Origin of the sequence: Acinetobacter albensis (genome assembly GCF_900095025.1) — a bacterium.
Taxonomy (GTDB): Bacteria; Pseudomonadota; Gammaproteobacteria; order Pseudomonadales; family Moraxellaceae; genus Acinetobacter; species Acinetobacter albensis.
Window position 1 is genome coordinate 121,105 of the sequence record NZ_FMBK01000005.1, and the last position, 18,367, is coordinate 139,471.

General features: G+C 37.0%; 12 protein-coding genes. 8 read left to right on the plus strand and 4 right to left on the minus strand.

Annotated features, from left to right (window positions below; translation table 11 throughout):
• The first annotated feature begins 290 nt into the window (after positions 1 to 290).
• From GA0116959_RS05325 to GA0116959_RS05350, 6 genes are all read left to right on the plus strand, one after another.
• A complete protein-coding gene (locus tag GA0116959_RS05325) occupies positions 291 to 1,940 on the plus strand; it encodes an AMP-binding protein (protein ID WP_092719095.1) in 1,650 nt (549 codons plus the stop codon).
• A 355-nt stretch (positions 1,941 to 2,295) separates the two neighbouring features.
• Positions 2,296 to 3,069 carry a HesA/MoeB/ThiF family protein gene (locus GA0116959_RS05330; RefSeq protein ID WP_171256868.1) on the plus strand — a complete coding sequence of 258 codons (774 nt, stop codon included), beginning with the start codon at positions 2,296 to 2,298 and terminating at the stop codon, positions 3,067 to 3,069.
• A 58-nt stretch (positions 3,070 to 3,127) separates the two neighbouring features.
• Positions 3,128 to 4,426, plus strand: coding sequence for an ABC1 kinase family protein (locus GA0116959_RS05335; RefSeq protein ID WP_092719098.1), 1,299 nt, complete (start codon positions 3,128 to 3,130; stop codon positions 4,424 to 4,426).
• Positions 4,427 to 4,555: 129 nt separating this feature from the next.
• The gene (gene folB, locus GA0116959_RS05340) at positions 4,556 to 4,936 is read left to right on the plus strand and encodes a dihydroneopterin aldolase (protein ID WP_092719101.1); all 381 of its coding nucleotides are present in this window, start codon (positions 4,556 to 4,558) and stop codon (positions 4,934 to 4,936) included.
• Positions 4,893 to 5,324 (plus strand): 2-amino-4-hydroxy-6-hydroxymethyldihydropteridine diphosphokinase, encoded by a 432-nt coding sequence (locus GA0116959_RS05345; protein WP_092719103.1) that lies wholly within the window; start codon positions 4,893 to 4,895, stop codon positions 5,322 to 5,324. The genes folB and GA0116959_RS05345 overlap by 44 nt, the downstream gene beginning before the upstream one ends.
• A gap of 86 nt (positions 5,325 to 5,410) precedes the next feature.
• Positions 5,411 to 5,920 (plus strand): hypothetical protein, encoded by a 510-nt coding sequence (locus tag GA0116959_RS05350; RefSeq protein WP_244878564.1) that lies wholly within the window; start codon positions 5,411 to 5,413, stop codon positions 5,918 to 5,920.
• A gap of 77 nt (positions 5,921 to 5,997) precedes the next feature.
• Here GA0116959_RS05350 and coq7 read toward each other — a convergent pair whose 3' ends face one another.
• Positions 5,998 to 6,633, minus strand: coding sequence for a 2-polyprenyl-3-methyl-6-methoxy-1,4-benzoquinone monooxygenase (gene coq7, locus GA0116959_RS05355; protein ID WP_092719106.1), 636 nt, complete (start codon positions 6,631 to 6,633; stop codon positions 5,998 to 6,000).
• 4 nt (positions 6,634 to 6,637) lie between these two features.
• Positions 6,638 to 7,960, minus strand: a complete 1,323-nt coding sequence (locus GA0116959_RS05360) for an MFS transporter (RefSeq protein ID WP_092719108.1) — start codon at positions 7,958 to 7,960, stop codon at positions 6,638 to 6,640.
• A 179-nt stretch (positions 7,961 to 8,139) separates the two neighbouring features.
• Between GA0116959_RS05360 and GA0116959_RS05365 the strand changes: the two genes are divergently transcribed.
• Together GA0116959_RS05365 and GA0116959_RS05370 are read left to right on the plus strand one after the other, a co-directional pair.
• Positions 8,140 to 10,869 (plus strand): autotransporter assembly complex protein TamA, encoded by a 2,730-nt coding sequence (locus tag GA0116959_RS05365; RefSeq protein ID WP_092719111.1) that lies wholly within the window; start codon positions 8,140 to 8,142, stop codon positions 10,867 to 10,869.
• 22 nt (positions 10,870 to 10,891) lie between these two features.
• Positions 10,892 to 15,406, plus strand: coding sequence for a translocation/assembly module TamB domain-containing protein (locus GA0116959_RS05370; RefSeq protein ID WP_092719114.1), 4,515 nt, complete (start codon positions 10,892 to 10,894; stop codon positions 15,404 to 15,406).
• Between the two features lie 430 nt (positions 15,407 to 15,836).
• Here GA0116959_RS05370 and GA0116959_RS05375 read toward each other — a convergent pair whose 3' ends face one another.
• Both GA0116959_RS05375 and GA0116959_RS05380 read right to left on the minus strand, forming a co-directional pair.
• Positions 15,837 to 16,418, minus strand: a complete 582-nt coding sequence (locus GA0116959_RS05375; RefSeq protein ID WP_092719117.1) for a hypothetical protein — start codon at positions 16,416 to 16,418, stop codon at positions 15,837 to 15,839.
• Between the two features lie 309 nt (positions 16,419 to 16,727).
• The gene (locus GA0116959_RS05380) at positions 16,728 to 17,933 is read right to left on the minus strand and encodes an alpha/beta hydrolase family protein (RefSeq protein WP_425304200.1); all 1,206 of its coding nucleotides are present in this window, start codon (positions 17,931 to 17,933) and stop codon (positions 16,728 to 16,730) included.
• Positions 17,934 to 18,367: the final 434 nt, after the last annotated feature.

The following is an 18,367-nucleotide window of genomic DNA, read 5'->3' on the forward strand; positions in this document are numbered from 1 at the left end:
AAAACAGGAGAATCAATTGAATTCATTCAGTGTGACCACTTTGTAATGTTCATTTCATCGCAGTTAAATTTAGACTTTAGTCGTTGCTCAAATATCGCATTTCTTTTGAGAGATATGGAAATTGCAGCAATCATTTAATCATGGTTATCTAAATACATCATGTGTAAAAAGTAAAAAATGCTGAATATAATTTGGTATTCAAATGATGAAAACAATAATGAAAATGGATGAGCAAAGTGAAAGCATGATGCAAAAGCTTTGTTTTAAAACAACGGATAAAGGTACACGCCATGAAGACACTAGAACAGGCACATCAAGAATTTAATTTTAACGATTTTCTTCAGCAGCAGTTGGTTGGTACATCACATTCAGTCAATGCCTATGTTGAATGTTGTGAACGTTACCTCGGGTCACATAAAACTGCTTTAATTTGGGAAGGTCAAAATGGTGAATCTGAAAAATGGACTTTTGAGCAACTTGCTGAGGCTTCAGGAAAATTAGCCAATTATTTTGATTCATTAGGCTTAAAAGCGGGGGATTGTATTGCAGGACTTTTACCGCGTACACCAGAATTACTGATTACCGTTTTGGCGACATGGCGTATTGGAGCAATTTATCAACCTTTATTTACCGCATTTGAATCTAAAGCCATTGAACATCGTGTAAATGTCGCTAAAACTCAACTGATTGTGACCAATGAAGAACAAGGCTTAAAACTTAAGAATATAGTGTTGCCAAATATTATAACAGTCCATCATTCAAATAGCCTAAGTGAAAGTGAAAATACTGATTTCTGGATTGTATTGAATCAACAAATATCATCATTTATACCCGTTATGCGCAGCTTTGAAGACGATTTTTTAATGATGTTTACCTCAGGAACGACAGGTTTAGCAAAATCGGTTCCTGTTCCTTTAAAAGCTGTATTGGCGTTTAAAGGTTATATGACTTATGCAATTGATTTACGTGAACAAGATTCATATTGGAATTTGGCTGATCCAGGTTGGGCATATGGTTTGTACTACGGAATTACAGGGCCTTTAAGCTTGGGCCACAGTATTATTATGGATGAACGTGCTTTTAGTGTAGATAACGCAATTCAGCTGATTAAAAAATATAAAGTCAGTAACTTAGCAGGCTCACCTACCGCATTTCGAATGTTTTTTGGATTTAAAGAAAAATTTGACGCTTCGATTAAAAAGCATTTGCGTGTGGTCAGTAGTGCGGGAGAACCTTTAACACCAGAAGTCATTCACTGGTTTAAAAATGATTTAAATGTCAATATTTACGATCATTATGGTCAGACTGAACTCGGCATGGTCGTTGCAAACCATCACGCCTTGGAGCATAAAAAGAAAGTTGGCTCAGCAGGTTATGCTATTCCAGGACATCGCTTTGCAGTATTAAATTCACTTCATCAGGAAGTTGAAAAAGGTGAAATTGGTACACTTGCTATAGACTGTTCTCAATCTCCTTTAACGTGGTTTAAAGGTTATGACGGGCACAACCTAAAATCATTTGTCGGACATTACTATTTAACTGGCGATACCGTGAAATTAAATGAGTTTGGTGGTGTTGATTTTGTGGGTCGTGCTGATGATGTAATTACAACGTCAGGCTATAGGGTTGGGCCTTTTGATGTTGAAAGCACATTACTTGAATGTGAAGAAGTATTAGAGTCTGCTGTTATTGGTAAACCGGATCCTGAGCGTACTGAGGTGGTAAAAGCCTTTGTGGTTCTTAAATCCCAATTTTTAGCTTCTGAGGCATTAAGCCAAAAATTACAAGGCTATGTACGTTCTCGGTTGTCTAAACATGCTTATCCGAAAGAAATCGAATTTGTTGAAACCTTACCCAAGACGTCAAGTGGAAAAATTCAACGCAATTTGCTTAAACAGCAGGAAATTGCAAAATTAGAGACGACTCAAAAAGTGGGTTAATGTGATTTAAATCATTCTTTGATATTTAAGAAAGCATTTGAATAAATGCTTTCTTTATTAAGGTGGTGATTATTTTAGAACTGACTGAACTTCCCCGCTTTATAAGCTTTCTATATGGCAGTGAACTGCAATTTTCTACACTAAACTTCCAATTTAACAAAAAGATAATCTTAATTTTTATAAAATACCTAAAAAAATAATCAACAAGATATTTATTTTATTAAGTTTTTATAAGGTAATAAGAATTAGGGTTAAGCTGTCACCTTAATCAAAAAATCTTTTTAAATTAATCCATATACCATAAAAAATTGTTAGAATTTTTAGCTAGCCAAAGAAAGATAGAGCAGAATATAGTTTGACTAATCATACTGATATAGATTTAGAGTTAACTGATGAAGAAATGCATCTCTATAGTCGTCAAATATTACTTGAAGGCTGGGATATTGATGCTCAAGAAAAACTCAAGTTTGCAAATATTTTAATCATAGGTTGTGGGGGCATTGGTTGTACCACAGCAGAGTTATTGGCTCGCGCGGGTGTTGGGAAAATTACTTTAATTGATGCGGATACCATTGAGATCAGTAATCTGCAACGACAAATTGCTTATGTAGAAGAAAATATTGGTTTTTATAAAGCTGAAATCTTGGCTAAACGACTGAAGCAAATCAATCCACATATATGCGTTGAATCTCGAACCATAAAACTGGATGATCACAATGCAGCACAACTCATTTCTAAACAAGATTTAGTACTGGATGGTTGCGATAACTTCACGACACGTTATTTGGTTAACCAAACGTGTAAACAGTTTGATGTTGCTTTAATCAGCGCATCTGCAATTGGTTTTCAAGGACAATTATTGATGGTTGAAGGCGATTCGGCCTGTTATGAGTGTCTATTTCCGAAAGAGCAGCATGCCAATGAAAATTTACGTTGTGCAGATTCAGGTGTATTGGCCACAACTCCAAATGTCATGGCCAGTTTACAAGCCCATCATGCTTTGTTGTATTTAGGTTTGGGTAAAACACCACTGAAGCAAAAACTGATGCTTTGGGATGGTTTAACGATGAAGCAACGTATACTTGCTTTCGAAAATGATACAGATTGTCTAACCTGTCAGGCAAGATAAGCCTGCAAAATACTATTTTTTTGCTACACTCACTACAATTTAATTCTACGCTGACATTATGAAAAACAATATTTGGTTGGATGGATTGCGTTCAGTCGCCCGTGTGGGTGAAACAGCAGTCATTGCAGCAAAAGCTGGTATTAAGTACGCCACAGAAAAACCCAGCAATGCAAAATTGATGCGTGAAACGTTTGAATCTTTGGGTTCAACCTACATTAAACTTGGGCAATTTATTGCCAGCACACCTTCATTGTTTCCAAGAGAATATGTAGAAGAGTTTCAAGGTTGTTTAGATCAAACCCCATCTTTGCCATTTAGCTATGTGCAGGGGGTTTTAGCATCTGAATTTGCAGGCAGAAATTTAGATGAAATCTTTACCTCTATTGATGAAAAACCTTTAGCTTCAGCCTCTATTGCACAAGTTCACGCAGCTAGACTGGTAACTGGTGAAGATGTTGTTATTAAAGTACAAAAACCTGGTGTAGAAACCATTTTGTATACCGACTTAAATGTATTACATTGGGCGGCCAAAATTTTAGAAAAAGCAGTTCCGAAAGTTAAATTTGCTTCACTTGCGGATATTGTAGATGAAATCAAAACGCGTATGGTTCGTGAAGTTGACTTCATTGAAGAAGCACAAAATCTCGATGATTTTGTCGATTATTTGAATGTGACACAAAATACCAAAGCAACAGCACCCAGAGTTTACCATCAGTATTCGACCCGCCGCATTTTAACGATGCAACGATTGTATGGCGTACCATTGACCGACTTTGATGTGGTTAAAAAAGTATCCAAAGATCCGTCTCAAGTATTAATTACTGCTATGAATACTTGGTTTGGTAGTCTAATGATGTGTAAGAGTTTCCATGCTGATTTACATGCTGGAAATCTAATGCTGCTTGAGGATGGTCGTGTCGGCTTTATTGACTTCGGTATTGTTGGACAGCTTAATCCTGAAGTTTGGACGGCATGTATTGCATTTATGGATGCACTGCAACGTACTGATTATCAGGCCATGGCAAAAAATATGTTAAATATGGGTATGACAGACCATAAAGTTGATACTCAAGTGCTTGCGGCCGATTTAGAACGCTTATTTGGTGGCGTGTTGCTGAGCGATCCGCAAGAATTACTGAGCTCAAATCCTGCAGATTTAAACGATATCATGATGGATATGGTGGCTGTAGGGGAGCGTCATGGTATTCGTTTCCCGCGTGACTTTGCTTTGCTGTTTAAACAAATGTTGTATTTTGATCGGTTTATGCGCATCCTCGCACCTTATACCGATATTTATGCAGACCAGCGTCTACAAATGGTGCAGACTCTGGATCCAAATGTGTTGTTAAAAAATTAATTTAAATCTTTTTTGAATTTTAAAACAAAGCAGTAAAATTGATGGCTGAATTGATTTTATTGCTCAAGGCTTTAAAGCAAGAATTTAGAAAAGATGAGTGAAAATTTGAATTTATTTTAGGGCTAGATCATGGATGCAATCATCATTGAAGGTTTAAAGATAGATACTGTGGTTGGATGTTTTAATTGGGAACGTCAAATCATTCAACCTTTAATGCTTGATCTGATTATTCAGACCAGCTTAGAACAAGCTTCTAATTCGGATAAGTTAGAACACACATTAAATTATGCGGAAATTTGTGAGATTTCTACCAAAGTGATTCAAAAAAAACAACCCGAATTGATTGAACATGCAGCAAAACTTGTTCTCAATACGCTTTTTACTACCTTTCCTAGGATTGAATCGATTATGATTACAGTCCGTAAGCCTGCCATTATCGCGCAAGCAAATTCTGTAGGAATTCGTCTTGAACGCCACCGAAACGATATTCGCCTTAGCTCTGGCGAGTAATGATCATCCCGAACAACATTTTCAACAGGTTTATCGCCAAATTGCTGAAATGGGACAGGTTCAATTCTCTCAAATTTATTTAATTCCATGCCGAGATGGTGTAGGCGCTGAGTATTGGAACTCTGCGTGCTTACTCAGAAGTAGCCTGAGTGTAGATGCTGTTGTGCTGATCTTAGAAGACATGGAAGAAAAATCTGGTCGTGTGCGTCCATCGCATCAAATTTCTTTAGATATTGACTTGATTGCTTGGGGAGATGATTTGACGGATATGCAATTTAATCCTAAAAAATTGCCTCTCGCTACAGATGTCAAAATTCCGATGTCAGATATTTGGCAACATGCAATGTTTCCTCAACAGCAACATCATTTTCAAACTGTGCGCTGTTGAGCGCCTATTAACATATAACAAATTGAGCCGTATTTATTCTGTTTTAGAATAGTTCAATATCTTGTTTAGCAGAGTGATAAAAATATATGAAAACTCAATTTTTACTGATTCCGATATTGAGTGTTTTTATCGGGGCTTGTAGCTCTAATTTACCCGTGAAATCATCTACAGCAATGCAAGAGATAGAGGTTTCACCTAAAAATAATCCAGCTTTGATAAGAGCAATCAATACCTACACGAATGCTCAGACAGATTTTGATGTGGCTTTATTTGATTTGAATCAAGATGGTTTAAAAGATGCAGTGGTACTTTTGAAGGGTTCAAATTGGTGTGGTTCTGGTGGTTGTACCATGATCGTGCTTAAGGCTATATCCAATGATCAATTTCAACCTCACAGTAAATTAACGGTCACTGATCGTCCAATTTATGCGCTATCCAGTCAAACACAAGGTTGGCATGATTTATCTGTATATACCCGAGGAACAGGACAAGTATTATTAAAGTTTAATGGGATAAGTTATCCAAGCAATCCATCTTTAGCACCTGCTTATGTAGATCTACTCAATCAAAATGGAAATAAAGCGTTGCTGCCTTAAGTGATTGATGAAGTGAAATACTGAAAAATAAAAAGCAGTGTATCAACACTGCTTTTTATCATTTCAAGAGATGGATGTTAAATGTAATAACTGGTCTTAGTCATTAACTTTGAAATCGTAGTCATGGTCATTCGTACAGGGGCTGGTAAATCGACACCACCTGCATTCAGTGCAGTGTCTCTATGCGCCAATTCATCTTGATGCATTTGCACTAAAATTTTACGCGAACGTTCATCTTGTTCGGGTAATTGACGAATATGATCTTGTAAATGCATGCTGACTTGACGCTCAGTTTCAGCCACAAAACCTAAACTATATTTATCGCCAGCAATGCCAGCAATTGCACCCATTCCAAAAGAAAGTCCGTACCACACTGGATTGAGTAAACTGGTATGACTGTCTAACTCTTTTAAACGCTCTTCACACCACGCCAAATGATCTTGTTCTTCAACAGCAGCTTGCTCCATTTCATGGCGTACATTCGGTAATTTTGCAGTAAGTGCTTGACCCTGATAAAGCGCTTGTGCACAGACTTCTCCGCTGTGATTCACACGCATTAATCCTGCAACATGACGTGCTTCACTCACGCCCAATTGGGTTTCAACATCATGACTTGGATTGTCGCGTTGTGCAGAGGTTGTTCCTGGAACCAAGCTACGTAAGGCTTGGTCGAACGAATGAATAAACTTGTCGATACCTGTATATTGACGCATAACATTAATCCTCTAAAACATCTTGTTGATGTGCAGCAAGCAGGGGTTTGAGTCTAAATAAAAGCCATGTGGTGAAAATAGCGCTCAAAATAGCAGTAATACTAAAAAGAATCTTAATATCAATTTTGAAGATACTTAAAATAATAATTGAAAATATTGCTGAAGACACCATGAATACTGCATTTAAAATATTATTTGCAGCGACCACTCGCGCTCTATGTGAGCGTGGGGAAAAAGCTTGCATCATTGCATATAAAGGAACGATATAAAAACCACCACTAATTCCCAATAAGGTCACGGCAAACATAACGTGATAGTAACTTAAGCCTAGGGTAAATATCTCTTTCAAACCTAACATTTCACCCGTGCGCTCGGGTACAAAAGCCAAACTGGCAGCCAGATAAAATGCAAAAAAAGTTAATCCTATCGCGCCAATAGGGACCATTTTTAAATTAACCTCTGATCCACCAATTTTACGACACAATAATGAACCGACACCAATGCCAACCGAGAAAAAAGTCAATAAAAGGCTGACTACATTTTCAGAAGCATGTAGGTTCTGTTGTGTTAACTGCGGAATTTGCGTGAGATAAGTCGCGCCATAAAACCAATACCAAGAGTTACCAAGCAATATTAAAAAAACAATCGGTAAACTTTTGGCATATTTTAAGGTTTGTAAACTGGTTCTGAAAAAATTCCAATCTATTTTCAAATCAGGGGATGTGACATTTTGTTTTAAAACAAAACGACTAGAGATATAGCCTAAAATAGCAATGGTCACAACCGTCAGACTAATCCAGATTAAATTACCTTGTGATGCTGAAATGACCGCACCACCTAAAATCATACCAATTAAAATGGCAATTGATGTACCAGACTGAAATAAAGCATTGCCTGACATCAGCTCATTTGGTTTTAAAATTTCAGGCAAAATGGCATATTTGATCGGACCAAAAAAGGTAGAATGCGTCCCCATTAAAAATAAGGCCAAAAGCAACAGCCATAAATGGCCCAATAAAAAGCCGGCTGAACCGATTAGCATAATCACAATTTCTAAGGTTTTAATGCCTCGTACTAATTGTGAGCGTTCATACTTATCGGCAATTTGACCAGCTGTCGCAGAAAAAATAAAATAAGGTAAAATAAACAACAACGCTGCAAGATTATTCAGTGTGCTGATATCAGCACTTTGTTGATTAATCCACCCATACGTAATGACCAACAACAATGATTGTTTATAGACATTGTCATTAAGTGCCCCAAAAAACTGGGTGATAAACATCGGTAAAAATCGACGTGTCGCTAAAAGATTTTCATTTTTTTCCATGGTTTCTGGACTTCATTGAGTTTTATTAAGAAATGTGATCATTTGGTAAAACACGATAAAAAATCATGTATGATGTTTTCACCCTATACTTTAGTGAAAATTCCGATAGAATTGAGTTTGTTAGCGGGCTTTCATTGGGCAATTTCCATTACAAATATTATACGAGTTTAGAGTTCTTTATGCCTTCAAAACTTAGTTTTAAAAAGTCGACTCTTACCCAAAGTGTGAGTTCCATCATACAGTGGAATGATGAATATAAACGTTTTTGTTTGAGTCTGTTTGTAATATTGCTTGCCCAACAAAGTTTTGCAGAAGAAGTGTCATCAGATAAGAATGTATCTCAGGCAGGCTTTGAAGAACAACTTAAGGATGAAGCTGCAAAACAAGGCATGGACAGTCCTGAAAATATTGAGAAAATAGAAAGTTTTCAACAAGAGCAGACAGGCCCTGATAGTCTATCGATGCTGCAACAACAAGAACAAGCTGTTCAGTCAATAGATGAATTTAAACCAATTGAATTTGAAAACTTAGAAGAACTACCAGTTCAACCCGTTAGCCAATCAATGGCTGATGAAATTTTTCGAGTTGCTGAAGATGCCAAAAATCAAGCACAACAATATCGTGCTGGGCAATCTACCGAGGTAATCATCTCAGATGTAACACAACAAGAATTGGTCGAAATTAATCAATCGCCAGTCAATGTTGATCAATTGATGAATACTATTGAAGCGGATAGCCGAATAGTCGTGGAAGCAAATGAATCAGGTAGAACTTTGCCTGAATTAAGCGTTGCAAACGAATTAGAAGAAGAAACAGGATTTTTTAAACGTTGGTTAAATAAAATAACACCTTCGCGTCCGATGAATGCTGCAAAAGTTCCTCGTATTAGTGCCGATGTGGTGATTGCATCACAGCAAAATGACAGTAATATTGCAAAAAAAGACTACAATCAAGCATTAGAAAACTTACAAGCCAATATTAAAGGTAAATTATCCAGTTTCACACAAGAATCGTTTAGCGATTTTCCATCAGCCTTGCCCCAATTACGAACTTTGTCGAATCAAGCAGCACAAGCAGTGGGTTTTTATCAGGCTGAATTTAAGTTTGAAAAATTAAGTGACAGTCGTGTTCGAGTCAACGTTACTCCGAATTCTCCAGTTCAGATTAAAGCGCAAACTGTTGAGTTTAGTGGCGCTGGTGAAAATCAGCCACAGTTCCAAGTGATTGGTGTTTTGCCTGATCAAGATGTCGACGATATTTTTAATCACGGTTTGTATGAAGAAACTAAAAATCGCATTAATGAAGCCTCGACCAATAATGGTTTTTTTGATGGATATTGGCGTTTACATGATGTGAAAGTCGCACAACCACAAAATACCGCAGAAGTAAATTTACGCTACGAAACGGGCGAGCGTTATAAATTAGGACCTGTCGAATTTCGGATGAGTGATCCTTCAAAACCTTTTCCGATTGATATGGATGTTTTGCAAAGTATGGTGTCATGGCAAGATGGCGCAGACTATACTTTTTGGCGTGTAAATGGTTTAGCCAATAATTTGACTAACTCACGTTATTTTAATTACACCTTAGTGGATGCTGTACGACCTGACCCAATTGAAAAACCCTTAGAGCTTCCACCTGATATTCAGGCTTTGGTCGATCAACAGAAAGTGAATGAAAATGAAGTTTTACCTGATGCTAAGCGACAGGTTGTTTCAGCAAAAGAAGTCACACAGTCTGTGGTAGATGAAGGGCAATTTGCGGGTACTGCAAATAATGAAGCTGATCAAAACATGCGTCATTTGAGTGTTAAGCAAGATACCCAAGAAAGTGAAGAAGAACGTTTAAAAACCCAAGCACGAGAAGAAAAGAAAATTCCAGTGGTGGTGACTTTAAACGCAGACCGTCTGAACAGTGCTGAAATGGGATTAGGCTATGGTACAGATACAGGTGTCCGTTTACGTGGTCAGTATCGTCGGGCGATTGTAAACCGCCGTGGTCATTCTTTTGATGCCAATCTAGAGCTTTCTGAAATTCGTCAGGCCATTGATGGTCGTTATAATATTCCTTATAAGCATCCACTCAATGACTATATTAGTCTGGTCGGTGGCTATGAACGCGAAGAACGTGAAGACGTTGCTCAAGGTAACGGATTAATGATTGAATCTGCTGTGGCAGGTGTCGATCGAATTATTAAAAACCCGCGTGGAAGTTGGCAACATACGTTTGGCTTGCGTTATCGTTTGGATCAGCTTACCCAAGATGGCTTAACAGATTTTGATGAGATTCCAGATGCTTTCTTAGCCAATTCGAACGAAGAGCAGCAATCTTTACTGTTTGGTTATGAAGTTTCCCGTACCACCAGTGATAAGCGTGTTAACCCGACCAAGGGCTTTAAGCAAACCTATAAAGCAGAAATTGGTAGTGAGACTTTATTGTCTGATGCAGATATGGCTATTATCAATGCAGGTTGGCGTTTTATTTATTCATTAGGTGAAACTGATGATCATCAGTTTGTGGGGCGTGGTGATTTAGGCTATATCTTCACCGAAGATTTTAACAAAGTACCTTATAATTTGCGTTATTTTACCGGTGGTGATCAAACACTACGTGGTTTTGATTACAAAAGTTTATCGCCAGAACAAAACGGATTCAAAATTGGTGGGCAGGCTTTAGCTGTAGGATCTTTAGAATATAATTACCAGTTTAAAGAAGGTTGGCGTGCAGCTGTATTTAGTGATGTGGGAAATGCATATGATCAGGATTTCAATACTCCGACTGCTTATAGTTTCGGTTTAGGCGTGCGTTGGGCATCACCGATTGGACCTATTCGGATTGATGTCGCGTCGGGTATTTCAGATGATAACCACCCGATACGTATACATTTCTTTATTGGCCCCCAACTATAACATTTAATTTTCAGAGAGTATTATGGCTGAAGTAGAACAACAACAAGACACGAAAACACCTCGGCCAAAAAAACGTCGGATTTTAAGGAGTGTTTTACTCACTTTACTGATCGTGTTGGTTTTGCTTGTTGCTTCTTTTGCCGTGATGTTTAGCACTGATAAGGGCAGTAAGTTTCTACTTGATCGGGTTTTAGAACGCCAGCAAATTATTCATTACGAATATGAAGGCGGAAATTTATTACAGGGCATTATTCTTAAAAATGTTTTAGTGACCTTAAAACCAGTTGATGTAAAAATTGATCGTGCGGATATCAAATTAGGTTGGCGTGCAATTCTTAAAAAAGAAATTCATCTTAATCGTGCTGATGTGCGTAATTTGCAAGTCATTTCTAAAAATCCGTCGAGCGATGAACCCTTTAAGTTCAGTGAAATCCGTCTACCTTTTGTGCTGCGTTTAGATAGTGCTGATATTGATCATTTGGTCATCAAAACATCAACCTCTAGCATACAATTTAAAGATGTATATTTAAGTGATGCACTCTGGTCGGGAACTGAACTGAAATTTGAAAACTCTCGCATGGATATGGGATATTTGGCAGTTAAAAATGCTACAGGTAATATGAAATTTGAAGGGAAGTACCCATTAAATGCTGTTGCAGATGTCAATCTTCCATCCTTAAACAAAAATTTAAATATTCATGATATCAAAGTGGTTGCCAAAGGGACTTTAGATACTATTCAAGCTGGCATTGCGACAAATACCCCGGATTTACTAACAGGTTGGGCGGTTGTGCATCCTGTGCGTAAAGACGTGCCTATGTTTGGGGAGTTACAGTTTAAACAATATCATTGGCCATTAATGTTAGAACAACAACTGTTCAGTAAAAATGGTAATGCAAAATTCAAAGGTGATATTCAACGTTTAGATATTGATGTTATTACAGATTTAAGTGGAAAAAATATTCCCGAAGGTCAGTACAATGCTTCTATGTTTACCGATTTGGTGCAGCAATTAGACATCACCAATCTAAATGGTCAACTCATGAATGGTGCGGTGAATCTTGCGGGTATCGTTGGCTGGAAAGATCACGTTACTTGGGATGTGAATGGTCGCTTGGATAAGATCAATCCTAAAGACAAATTGATTCCACAAGCCATTCAAGATTTTTTACCCCCGAGTCTAGATGCTAAAATTGCCTCTAAGGGCGCTTTAGATAAAGGCATGCATTTGACAGCTTTGATCGATTTCGATCGCTATGAAACATGGAATTTAAAGCTGGATCAAGCTGAACAGAAAAGCAATAAACCCAATCCGATGCAGTTAAATGTTGCTTGGCAAAATATTAATCGCGCCGTACCTTATGTGGGCTGGTTAAATAGCCAGTCGGGTGATGTTAAATTGGCATTAGTCGAAGGTCAGCAAAATATTCATGTTGCAACCTATGTGACTCGGCATGATCAAGGCGCTTTACCTGAGGGTTTGTATACAGCTCAACTCAATCTTAAAAATAATGATTTAAATGTACCGCAATTTAGTTATGTGGCTGGAAAAGGCAGTTTAAGTGGGAGTGCGAAAGTAGACTTGCCTTCAGATAAGCGTCAATTAAAATGGAATGCCATTCTAAATGCGAAAAATTTTAATCCGCAAAGTGTAGCTGTAGCAGCACCAGTAAACTTGTTAAATGGACAAATCAAAGCAAATGGTTTTGCTAAGCCTAATCAGCAATTGATTAATTTTAATGCCATTAATCTAACGGGTCGGTTGGCACAACAAAATAACAATGAAACAGTTCGCTTAACTGGTCGTAGTACAGCAGCCATTCTATTCCATGATGCAAAGGCTGGTGGTGGTTTTAAAAGTTTTGCAGTAAATTATGATGGTGCATTAAATGCCAGTCAAATTGCAGCCAGTGAAGGTTTACTTAAAATTAAAGTTTCTGGTACACCCGAGCTGATTAAAATAGCCGAATTACAGCATTCAGGTATTGCTGGAAAAATATTTGCAAGTGGTCTAGTCAACCTGAAAAAGGGTATTGGTTGGAATGTAAATGCATCTCTAGTTCGGTTTAAACCGCATTATTTCATTTCCTCTGTTCGAGGTGAACTATCAGGTAATGTCAAAACACAAGGTGTTTGGTCAGATGCACTCAAAAGAATTAATATTGAAAAACTAAATTTGGCTGGCGTGATAAACAATAAACCTGTTCGTGGTACAGGAAATTTAGCAGTGGTCTTAAATTCAAATCAAAAAGGTTTTTTACCGCAACAATTTGAAGCCAATAACTTATATTTGGCCTATGCTAAAAACCAAATTCAAGCCACAGGAAATGCACAAAATTTAAGATTGAAAATCAATGCACCTGCACTTTATGAGGTTTATAGCGGACTTCGTGGTCGAGCTTATGGTTACTTAAATGTTCAGTCACAACCACGCTTACAAGCAACTGCAAATTTAGCAGTAGATGACTTCGGTTTTAATAATCTATTAAGCATTAAAAAATTACGTATTCAAGGTGAATTACCAACATCTGCGCGAACACCAACTTTATTAACTGCAAAAATGGACAGTTTGAAAAGTGGCTCACGTGAAATTCAGCAAGGTGAAATTTCTTTAGCGGGTACTCGTGAAGCACATATTTTAAAAGTTCAGGCACAAAATAAACTGTCAAAATTTTATGTACAGCTGGCAGGTGGTTTTAATGCACAAAATAATTGGCTCGGTCAAATTCAAAAGGGTGATTTTGACTCTTTACGTGCACGTTTGGTGCAACGTCAAAATGCATCCGTTATTTATAATTCAGCCAAAACGGAAGTCTTTGTAGGCGCACACTGCTGGACCAGTCAACAAAGTGAATTGTGTTTCGATCAACCGATTCGTGTAAGTAAAATCAAAGGTAATGTATCTTTTGTCACTAAAAATGTTGATTTAAATGATTTTGCTGCTTTCATGCCAGAAGATTTGGCAATTACTGGCAAAGTCAATGGGTATGCCAAAGCCGTGTGGGCACAAGGAACTAAACCTAAAATTGATGCCAGATTGGTGACTCGAAATGGTGTCATTGGTTTAGCAGCAGAAGACCCTCAAGATGTAGGCTCTACGTTAAGCTACAATGAAATTGGCTTAATTGCCAAAAGTGTTTCAGAAGGTTTACAAGTACGACTTGATGTTAAAACACCTGATATTGGTACAGGTTATGCCAATGTTATTATTGATCCATATAAAGACAGTAAACCCATGCGTGGTGAAATTGCTTTTAATGAAGTGCAATTAAAAGTTTTCAAACCTTTTATTCAAGATGTGCGTGCATTGAGTGGAACCTTATCTTTGGCAGGAAAAATAGCAGGAACTTTAACGCAACCTTTATTTAATGGTGAAATGCGTCTTAAAGATGGTGCCATTAGTATGATTTCATTACCCGTAAATTTGAATAACATTCAAGTTTATTCCTCTATTCGCCAAGATCGTGCCAGTATCAATGGTGCATTTAATAGTGGACAAGGTGTGGGATTAATAACAGGCAATATTGATTGGAAAAATGATCCACGTATTCAGTTGCATTTAAAAGGTGAAAATTTACTTGTACGCCAAGCGCCACTCATCACTGCGGTTATTACACCAGATTTAACACTTGATGTTTTGCCGATGCAGAAAAAATTAACGTTAAACGGTAAAGTTGAAGTACCACGTGCTTTAATTTCCATGCCAGAAGCTTCGGCACCCGTGGTTAATTTATCTTCTGATGTGCGTATAGTGCATGAGGGTGATGATCAATTGGCAATATTGAAAGCGGCAAGACCTTGGGATATTCGTGCAGATATTATGGTAAATTTAGGTAATCAAGTCATCTTCCAAGGTTTTGATAGTCGTATTCCTTTACTTGGACGCTTATATCTTTCACAACGCGGGCTTGAAACTGCAATGCGTGCTAATGGGGCGATTGGTGTTAGTCAACGAGTGAAAATTGAAGCCTACGGACAAAGTTTAGATCTAAACCGTGCTATTGCACGCTTTAATGGTCCATTATCGAATCCAACACTCGATGTTGATGCTAATAAAAATGTGCAAGGAAGTCTGGTTGGTGTTCGTGTCACAGGAACTGCAACTAGTCCAAATATTCAAATTTATAATGAAGCTGGGTTATCAGAACAAGAAGCCCTAAATGCTTTGGTTACAGGGCGAATTAACGAGGGAAGTAGTGGAATCAGTCAGGCAGAAGGTTTCAAATCAGATGTCAATAATACCATTGCTGCCGCGGGAATCAGCATGGGCTTAGGTGGGACACGTGCTCTAACCAATCAAATTGGACGTACTTTTGGTTTAAGTGGCTTGGCCTTAGATGCACAAGGTACAGGAGATGATACACAAGTCAGTGTAACGGGTTATCTTACTCCAGATTTATTTATCCGTTATGGGGTGGGTGTATTTACACCAGTCAATAAATTAACTTTACGTTATCAAATGAATAAACGCTTGTATTTAGAAGCCAGTCAGTCTTTAGAAAGAGCGATTGACGTGTTTTATAATTGGAGATTCTGATAATTTAAAAAGATAGGATTTAGTAAATTATTATTATGTATATTACTTTATTGGATTTTATCTACACTTTAAATTGGTGTGTAGACTGTTGAGTAGTTTCAGGTTTAATCGGGAAATTTCGAATATACAGATTAAGTTTGAAATGAAACTCAATTAAGTCTCATTTTGGTGTTACTAGATTGTTAAAAAGGGCAGTCTCTAATAGACCGTGAACCATTTAATTATGGAGACGTTATAAGTACTTTAATAATCTTATAGATCCTAAAGCTTATTTTACTTAAATCTTTGTATTCTAATGACTATTAGCAGACTACACAGCTCATTCTTTTTTAAGAAAATGGCTATCAATCTTGGTGCATGGTAGAGGAATTGAAAAACTTCTTTGGATGAGGAAGAATTTCAGGTAATTACTCTTATTCATTCGTGAACATTACTTTATTGTTCCTGCTTTTCGCATTTCCTGATAAAGCTGATCAAGATAATGTTGCTGTTGCAAATTATTTTTAAAATAGCGTTGATAATTGACACTGCAACTGTCTATATCAGCAATATTATTGAGATTAAAGGTCCAATCATCGGTATTTCTAACACTGATGCCTAAGTTGTCATCACATTTTTGCCAAAGTTGAGAAAACCTCGTCTGCTGATTGCTCGGAATTTGTTCGAAACGTGCATATACAGAAAAACCTTTCATTTCTGAGTTAAAATATTTGTTAATAGTGCCAATCGGTACACCAGCCCAATTCATTGATTGATCTTTTGGGAAGTAAATAGCAACCAGTTTTTTCTCATTAAGTAACGAATTTTGCTGTCCTGATTTAAAATATTGTTCTTCATATTCTAGTTTTGTACCTACAGGTATAGGAATCTTTTTTACAATTATCGGTTGTGTAGTGACGTAATAGGGATAATCAGGTCGACTATTGCCACCTGTTGGATTCATATTGCCTACACATGCTCCCAAGTTTAAGAGTGTGACGATACAAAATATCATTTTTAGTTTATTATTCATTATTGACCCTACGAATTAAGTTTATTTTCAGATATTTAATGTGTTTAAAACTAATATAGTACACCTTATTAGAAACTGTCTAAATTTTTATCAGCATTGAGTTATAGAAGATATGCTTGCATACCAGATATCCAACACTAGCCAAACACGCTGCTGATTCGAAGCGCTTGAGTATAGATAGCGTAAAATATGACTAATTGCTGGTGTTTTTTACTTATATATGAATACTTTTAACTAATTAATTTTTTATTAACATAGAAATATGGATTACGCTAGGTAACCCATTTAGCCTGAGCAATATGATTTAAGTCATTTTTTACTACAGAGATTTGTGACCTTTTCCTTCTCAACTGAATTTATAAAGTCTCCAATTAAGAATTCGCTTTGTTTCAAAGAGTCACGATGATCGCCATCCTTGATAGAATGAAATTTAATAGGTTTTTGTGCAGTACAAATTTGTTGATAGTATGCATACGTGCCTCGTGAATCTACTAAATGGTCTTTTTCACCCTGAACAAGCATCACTGGAACAGTGGGAATCATATTTTCAATAGATTGTTTTTTTAAATAGTGAATCAAAGGGTTTAGATTTGCATTTGGTTTGAAAACAGACTTGGGAGATTCTTTTAAGTTAGATTGCAATTCAGACAAACAACGACTACGTGCAGTATTAAGAATTTTCTCCATGTCTGGACTAATTAAATTTGCAGGCGCAAGGTTTGGGTCTGCTGCTTCAGCACCTAAAAGCACGATCGGGAAGAATGCAGCAACACTTTTGTCAGGTTCAGGATTATTGACCACGTATTCGGCAATTCCTTGATATTGATAGCCACCAGGTGCGAGTGCTATTGCACCACGTAAATTAAGCTCGGGTGCATCTTTTTGTCCATACGCTGCGACAGCAAGAGAGGCAGCGCCTCCTTGACTATGCCCCATGACAAACCAGTTCTTACTTAACTGATTTGGCTTTAAAAGGTGAATCGCCCTGACAGCATCAACGACAGTATGTAATTGACTCCGAGCATTCATATATGGATGTTCGCCGGGTGTACCTAGACCTTGATAGTCTGGTGCTACTACTACATATCCACGAGCAAGCCAAGCATTTAATGCTTTTGCTACGACTTGTTGATAAGCGTGGACAGGTCCATCTACATAATCACCCGAGGGAGCACAAGTATCCGCAACACCAGTTGTGCCGTGCGCCCAAGCTAAAATTGGCCAACCACCTTTTGGTGCTTTCCCTTTAGGTAATAGGATAAATCCAGAAGCTACAATCGGTTCTGATTGTATTCCACGACTCCGATAGGTCATTAAAAATCGTTGTGATGCATTTGAAAATAAATCTGTTGGTTGTGGTTGTAGGGATAATAAAGTTCCTGGATTTGTAAGTAATACAGTTGGTATTTGAGCTGTGCTGGGAGAAGAAATTGATGGAGATGCAATTACGGATGCAGAACTTATGCTTAAACAGCCTAATAATATTTTAAGAACATGATTTTTTATTTTATTCAAGTGAATGTACTCCATTCTTTATCAATCTTATTCTAAATATATCAGCATTTTTACTTATATCTGATCATAATTTATTTTAAAATTTTTTAATATTTCTATTGGTTTAAAGTGGCTTCCAATTCTTAGATTTATTCTAGGTTATGCTGTTTAATCATCTAATGAATACAGGAAATTATTCTTATTTAATAATGATGTCATGTTTATATAAAGAATATTTGATGTATATCTAAAATATTGAAAATGATCCAAAATTTTTGGTCAATAATCCCATTTATAATTAAATTTAAAAAATTATTTTTTATATTATAAGAAACTATACCAATTCAGAGGAATTGTATTGTCCAATATTATTTTGTCTAAACAAATTGTAGGTAATTCTAAAAAACAGGAAGTAAAAGAAGGTCAGGGTAAAATTTTAATTATTATGGATAAAA

Excerpts from the sequence above, each read along its gene's own strand:
- GA0116959_RS05325 (WP_092719095.1), top strand. The coding sequence starts at position 291 with ATGAAGACACTAGAACAGGCACATCAAGAATTTAATTTTAACGATTTT.
- GA0116959_RS05335 (WP_092719098.1), top strand. The coding sequence starts at position 3,128 with ATGAAAAACAATATTTGGTTGGATGGATTGCGTTCAGTCGCCCGTGTG.
- GA0116959_RS05360 (WP_092719108.1), bottom strand. The coding sequence starts at position 7,960 with ATGGAAAAAAATGAAAATCTTTTAGCGACACGTCGATTTTTACCGATG.
- folB (WP_092719101.1), top strand. The coding sequence starts at position 4,556 with ATGGATGCAATCATCATTGAAGGTTTAAAGATAGATACTGTGGTTGGA.
- GA0116959_RS05350 (WP_244878564.1), top strand. The coding sequence starts at position 5,411 with ATGAAAACTCAATTTTTACTGATTCCGATATTGAGTGTTTTTATCGGG.
- GA0116959_RS05370 (WP_092719114.1), top strand. The coding sequence starts at position 10,892 with ATGGCTGAAGTAGAACAACAACAAGACACGAAAACACCTCGGCCAAAA.
- GA0116959_RS05365 (WP_092719111.1), top strand. The coding sequence starts at position 8,140 with ATGCCTTCAAAACTTAGTTTTAAAAAGTCGACTCTTACCCAAAGTGTG.
- coq7 (WP_092719106.1), bottom strand. The coding sequence starts at position 6,633 with ATGCGTCAATATACAGGTATCGACAAGTTTATTCATTCGTTCGACCAA.
- GA0116959_RS05375 (WP_092719117.1), bottom strand. The coding sequence starts at position 16,418 with ATGAATAATAAACTAAAAATGATATTTTGTATCGTCACACTCTTAAAC.